The organism is Halolamina salina, assembly GCF_042678005.1.
Lineage (GTDB): Archaea > Halobacteriota > Halobacteria > Halobacteriales > Haloferacaceae > Halolamina > Halolamina salina.
The window spans coordinates 7,991-12,931 of the sequence record NZ_JBHUDH010000070.1; the positions used below are offsets into that span (position 1 = coordinate 7,991).

7 protein-coding genes and 1 pseudogene are annotated in these 4,941 nt (G+C 69.2%); 4 read left to right on the forward strand and 4 right to left on the reverse strand.

Annotation, left to right across the window (positions count from 1 at the left end):
- Together ACFR9S_RS07575 and ACFR9S_RS07580 are read right to left on the reverse strand one after the other, a co-directional pair.
- The coding region (locus tag ACFR9S_RS07575; protein WP_379818366.1) for an SRPBCC family protein at nt 1-397 on the reverse strand (397 nt) is incomplete at its 3' end.
- A gap of 108 nt (nt 398-505) precedes the next feature.
- The gene (locus ACFR9S_RS07580) at nt 506-793 is read right to left on the reverse strand and encodes a DUF5779 family protein (RefSeq protein ID WP_379731761.1); all 288 of its coding nucleotides are present in this window, start codon (nt 791-793) and stop codon (nt 506-508) included.
- An 82-nt stretch (nt 794-875) separates the two neighbouring features.
- Here ACFR9S_RS07580 and ACFR9S_RS07585 point away from each other — a divergent pair, with 82 nt between their 5' ends.
- Nucleotides 876-1,088 (forward strand): hypothetical protein, encoded by a 213-nt coding sequence (locus ACFR9S_RS07585; RefSeq protein ID WP_379731763.1) that lies wholly within the window; start codon nt 876-878, stop codon nt 1,086-1,088.
- Nucleotides 1,089-1,107: 19 nt separating this feature from the next.
- On the opposite strand, the gene ACFR9S_RS07590 is transcribed toward ACFR9S_RS07585, so the two are convergent.
- Nucleotides 1,108-1,560: a DUF5799 family protein gene (locus ACFR9S_RS07590; protein ID WP_379731764.1), complete on the reverse strand. Its 453-nt coding sequence runs from the start codon at nt 1,558-1,560 to the stop codon at nt 1,108-1,110.
- 254 nt (nt 1,561-1,814) lie between these two features.
- Between ACFR9S_RS07590 and ACFR9S_RS07595 the strand changes: the two genes are divergently transcribed.
- Complete coding sequence (locus ACFR9S_RS07595) at nt 1,815-1,982, forward strand: hypothetical protein (protein WP_379731765.1); 168 nt, start codon at nt 1,815-1,817, stop codon at nt 1,980-1,982.
- Nucleotides 1,983-2,096: 114 nt separating this feature from the next.
- Nucleotides 2,097-2,822: an archaeal proteasome endopeptidase complex subunit beta gene (psmB, locus tag ACFR9S_RS07600; RefSeq protein WP_379731766.1), complete on the forward strand. Its 726-nt coding sequence runs from the start codon at nt 2,097-2,099 to the stop codon at nt 2,820-2,822.
- A gap of 131 nt (nt 2,823-2,953) precedes the next feature.
- Here psmB and ACFR9S_RS07605 read toward each other — a convergent pair whose 3' ends face one another.
- Nucleotides 2,954-4,489 carry a hypothetical protein gene (locus tag ACFR9S_RS07605; protein ID WP_379818367.1) on the reverse strand — a complete coding sequence of 512 codons (1,536 nt, stop codon included), beginning with the start codon at nt 4,487-4,489 and terminating at the stop codon, nt 2,954-2,956.
- Nucleotides 4,490-4,585: 96 nt separating this feature from the next.
- On the opposite strand from ACFR9S_RS07605, the pseudogene ACFR9S_RS07610 reads away from it, so the two are divergent.
- Nucleotides 4,586-4,941: pseudogene (locus ACFR9S_RS07610) on the forward strand (DNA ligase); the annotation flags it as partial.

The window sequence follows — 4,941 nt, forward strand, 5'->3', positions numbered from 1 at the left end:
GACCGAGCCCGCCAAGCGGGAGCCGGTAGACGAGGCGGTCCTCGATCACCGTCCCGTCGCCGTCCCCGCGGAAGCGGTGGGTGTGTTTCCAGCGCGGGAACGGGCCGCCGCGCATCTCGTCGCGGAACCACGCCACGCCGTTGCCCTCCTCGCGGTCGGTGATGACCGAAGTCCAGCGCTGGCGCGGCCCGACACCGAACGGACGCAGCGACATCTCGATCTCGCTGCCCTGCATCAGCACCTCGGGGTCGGGTTCCCCGTCGGGGCCGCGGACCTCGCCGACCTCGAGGTGCATGAACCCGGGGGTGAGCGCCTCCAGCCCCTCGACCCGGGAGTGAAACGCCCAGACCTCCGAAAGCGGGGCGTCGACGCGAGTGCGGCGCGTGTACGTGGGCATGGGGAGAACTACGGGCGGCGTCGGGATAACAGCGGGGGCTACCGGCCGTCGAGTGTCGAGAAAGGTCGCGCTCGGTCGTCAGCGGTCACACCGAGTCGGAGCCGGCGCTTACAGCCTGTCGGCGTCGATATCGACGCCGGACGGCGCCACGACGAGGAACCCTCGAAAGTGGGTCAGCGACCCGCCTTCCGCCCGGATCTCGCGGGCGAACCCCGCGGCCAGCGTGTTCAGGTCGCCCGCCACGTCGAGGACGAGCACGTCGCCCGACCGGACGGCGTCGATCCACTCGTCGGGGTCGGTTTCGCCGTCCAGTACCCCGAGCACCACGTCACCCGCCCCGTCGTCGTCGGGGAGCTCCTCCTCGGCGCGGGTGAGGTCGAGGCCGAAATCGCTCATACTCGCCGTTGGGCGGGAGACGGTTAAAAAGGAGTCGGCAACGGGCCGATGTACTGAAACGGGTGGCCTCACAAGGGGTGGTATGGCCTGTGATCACGAACTCGACAGCGAGTACCTCACGACCACCGACAGCACCGTCACGGACATCCGCGGTGCCGGCGAGTCGCTCCGTATCGACGTCGTCGTCCCCTGCCCGGACTGCGGGCAGGCGCTCGAACTCACGCTGAGCGAGGAGAGCCGCGAGGAGGTCGACGTCGACTTCCCGCTCGACGACGCGGAGATCGCCAACAGCTAACGCCGGCCTCGGGAGCGCCCTACTCCTGATAGGCGATGCGGACCTGTTCCCACCGCCCCTTCTCGATCAAGTGTTCCTGTAGCGTCTCCGCGTAGCGTTCGAGCAGTTCCTCGGCCTCGTCCATCCGGTCGGGTTCGCCGCCGCCGTCGCCGCCGACGCCAAGGGCGTCTTTCACCGAGGAGAACACGCCGTCGCCGTCTCCCCCGCTATCGCCGCCGGCGCCGGCGGGGGCGCCGCCCATCCCGCGCTCCATCTTCTCGACCTCGGGCATGATCCCCGCCACCTTGTCGGTGTCCGGGACGATCCGGGCGTCCTCGGGATCGTCGGCGTCGGCGATCTCGAACTCCGCCGCCGTCATGATCAGTCCCCACTCCTGGTTCGAGAACGGGGAGTCACGGACCTCCGCGGCGAACTGCTGATCGACCGCCATGCGCTCGCCGACGATGGCGTCGGTCCAGTCTGAGTCGCTCATACCGCCCCGTACGCCGACGGTGCGTTTCAGGGTTTCCCCACCGACGCTGCCCCCGCGCACCATCCGCCGAACGCCTGCATAACTTACAGCGATACTCCGTATGAGCGCCGTGCGTTATCGCCCGTCTTTATCAGATATCCCAGTCCGCTTTCCCTCGCCACAACTACAGTAGAAACGCACGCAGGCATTGGGGTGTCGCCAGAGTCGAGCCCGACAAGTACTTATACCGCGACCCGATCGGAACCACCACGCAGATGAGCCGAACCATCCGCCGCGTCGCGCTGTTCGCACTCTACCAGCTCACGGTCCTGCTCGGGATCGCGCTGCTGCCGGTCGCGCTGTTCACCCGCCGCCTCGGCGTCCCGCTGCCGCTCGGTCGAGCCGTCGACGGCACGAAGGCCGCCTACGAGGCGACGGAGTAGCCGAGGGCTTTCTCTTCGAGCGCCGCCCGCGAAGCGGCGCCGCCGGGGTTTCGAAAGCGGGGAGTTCTCCCCGAAGGGGTGGCTTTATCAGCGTTCCCCGACTAGCGTTCGTCAATGCGAACACCTGCTGATCGGTCAGGACTCGACCCGCTGAGCGGCGACCAGTCCGACGTTTTCGGCCCCGAACTCGGGGAGTTCCCCCACGCCGACGAGCGTCGTGCACAGGCCGCGACCGACGATGGGATGAAGACCGGGACGACCACGATCGGCATCAACGCCGGCGACGCGGTCGTGCTCGCGACGGACATGCGTGCCAGCATGGGCAACATGGTCTCCAGCAAGGACGTCCAGAAGGTGGAGCAGATCCACCCGACGGGCGCGCTCACCATCGCCGGCTCGGTGTCGGCGGCCCAGTCGCTGATCGAGACGCTGAAAGCCGAGTCGAACCTGTTCGAGGTCCGCCGCAGCAAGCAGATGTCGATGCAGGCGCTCTCCACGCTGACGGGTAACCTCCTGCGCTCGGGCGCGTTCTACATCGTCTCCCCCATCCTCGGCGGCGTCGACGACACCGGCGCGCACGTCTACTCCATCGACGCGCTGGGCGGCACGACCGAGGAGGACTACGCGGTCTCCGGCTCCGGCTCCCAGTTCGCGCTGGGCGTGCTCGAACAGCAGTTCGAGGAGGAGATGGGGATCGAGGACGCGAAGACCGTCGCCACCAAGGCGATCAAGAGCGCGATGGAGCGCGACACCGCCTCCGGCAACGGGATCAACATCGCCGTCGTGACCGACGAGGGCGTCGAGGTCACGAAGGAGAAGGAGATCGACAAGCTGCTCTAAACCGATCGCGGCGGGCGACCGGCAGCGACCGTCGTGTCGCTGCTCGGAGCCGATGCCGCGATGGTGTCTGTAGCAAAACGCCGCGTTTCACGTTCTCCCGCTTTCCACCGTCGAACAGCCGTGTGACCGTCCTACGCCCAATCCGCGAACGACCCCTGCAGCAGCGTCTCACGCTGCTGGTGGACGTACTCGCGTTTGGTGTCCTGCACCGCGTCGGCGAACGGCTCCCCGTCCTCGGTCCGGTCGCGTGCGCGGTCGAGCTTCCACGACGCCGGAGTCACGCGGTTCTCGACGCGGTAGCGTAGCGGCGCGAGGTACTCCTCGGCGGCGGCTTCCGAGCAGCCAGCCGACTGCAGCCCCGCGCTCGCGTTCGCGAGCAGGTCGTCGTACAACTCGTCGGTGTCGGTCGTCCGCGCGCCGTCGGCGGTGATCCAGTGGAGGTCGGCGTCCAGCCCCTCACGCATCGCGTCGTAGAAGTTCGACTCGGCGGTCGCCCAGTCGAGTTCGTCGACCGGGTGGGCGTGGCGGGGGAGCTGCTGCATCAGCCCCGCGAAGGCCGCGAGGAACGCGACCGTGTCGGCCACGGTCGGCTGGCCGGGCAGCGGGCGGAACTCGATGCGGGCGTTGGCCGCCGAGCGGGTCGAGCCGCCGAACACCGGCCGCACCCAGCGCCAGTACGTGCCGTGTTTCGCCCGGAACGTCGGGAACTGGTCGTCGAATCGGTCGCCGTCGTCGTCGGTCGGGATCGGCACCACCACGTCGTCGCCCGCGATGCGGTCGACGGCCTCCTCGACGGTGTCCAGATCCGGCGGGAACGCGACCTTCTCGGCGTCGTCGGTGTTGAGCACCGACTCGAACACGGCGATCCGGTGCTCCGCGTGCGCTTCGTCGAGAATCGTCTCGGCGTCGACGCCGTCGGCGTAGAGGTCCGGCGGGAAGAACGGGGCGTTCACCCCGAGCGCGAGCAGCGGGCCGGCGATCCGCAGCGCGTACGTGTGGTGCCGGGGGAGGTCGGCCGCCCGGCTCATCTGGTAGTGAGGCTGGATCGACGTGATCAGGCTCTCGGGCATCACCGTGTCCGCTTCGATGTCGACGTTGGGCGCGTCGACGGTCATCGGCCCCGCCAGCGCGCCGCTGTTGGACATCGCGTGGTAGCGCACGGCGTCGCTCATGTTGACCGCGACCCGGACGCCGTCGTCGACGACGCTGTCGGTGAGATACTCCCGTGCGGTCTCGCCCGCGGGCGGGATCGTCCAGATGCCGTCGCTGACCAGCCGCATCCCCTCTGCCTTGGTGCAGTCGCGGGCGTTCTGGAGGTGTGACCGGATCTCGGCGGACTGTGCGGCCATCCCGTAGCTGTTGAACGGCTGCGGGCTGGTGGTCATCTCGGCGTTGTGCAGCCCGAGCTCCTTCTCGAAGTCGAGCAGGTCGAACAGCCGCCGTGGCACCCGCATCAGCGTGCCGTCGGTCGCGTCGTTCTCCGCCCACCGGCCGTCGGCGTCGGCGTAGAACTCGTACTCCATCCCCACCACGGCGCGGTGGTTGTCGAACGCCCCCTCGCGGAGCAGCGACTTCACGACCTCCGCGTCCTGTGCGGCCCGCTGGGCGAACGCGTCGGCGTCGACGGACTGCAACTCCCTGACCCGGTCGGCGAGCGTCTGTTCCATGCCCGTGGCTGTGTGTACGGAGAGGGAAGAGCCCGTGGGCCGACGGCCGGCGCCGCATCGGCGGCCTTTTTTGGGGGTTGCTCCTACCCCAGTCAGATGCAGTTCGCCGCCTTCGCCGACCGCGCCGCCGAACTGGAAGCCGAGCCCGCCGACCTCGAGACCGTCTCCTTGGTCGCGGACCTGCTCCGGGACGCCGGCAGCGAGATCGAGACCGTCGCGCGCGTCCTGCAGGGCCGGGTGTTCCCGGGCTGGGACGCCCGCACGCTCGACGTGGGGCCCGCGCTCTGCTACGAGGCGCTCGCGAAAGCCGCCGGCACGAACGTCACCGCCGACGATATCGAGGAGCGGCTGGCTGACGAGGGCGAGATCGGCGCCGTCGCCGAGGGGCTGCACCTCGGCGGCCAGCAGGGGCTGGGCGCGTTCGCGAGCGGTGGGGGCGGGAGCGACGGTCC

Coding starts and splice junctions, on each gene's coding strand:
- ACFR9S_RS07585 (WP_379731763.1), top strand. CDS start 876: ATGGCCTGTGATCACGAACTCGACAGCGAGTACCTCACGACCACCGAC.
- ACFR9S_RS07605 (WP_379818367.1), bottom strand. CDS start 4,489: ATGGAACAGACGCTCGCCGACCGGGTCAGGGAGTTGCAGTCCGTCGAC.
- ACFR9S_RS07580 (WP_379731761.1), bottom strand. CDS start 793: ATGAGCGATTTCGGCCTCGACCTCACCCGCGCCGAGGAGGAGCTCCCC.
- ACFR9S_RS07595 (WP_379731765.1), top strand. CDS start 1,815: ATGAGCCGAACCATCCGCCGCGTCGCGCTGTTCGCACTCTACCAGCTC.
- ACFR9S_RS07590 (WP_379731764.1), bottom strand. CDS start 1,560: ATGAGCGACTCAGACTGGACCGACGCCATCGTCGGCGAGCGCATGGCG.
- psmB (WP_379731766.1), top strand. CDS start 2,097: ATGCGAACACCTGCTGATCGGTCAGGACTCGACCCGCTGAGCGGCGAC.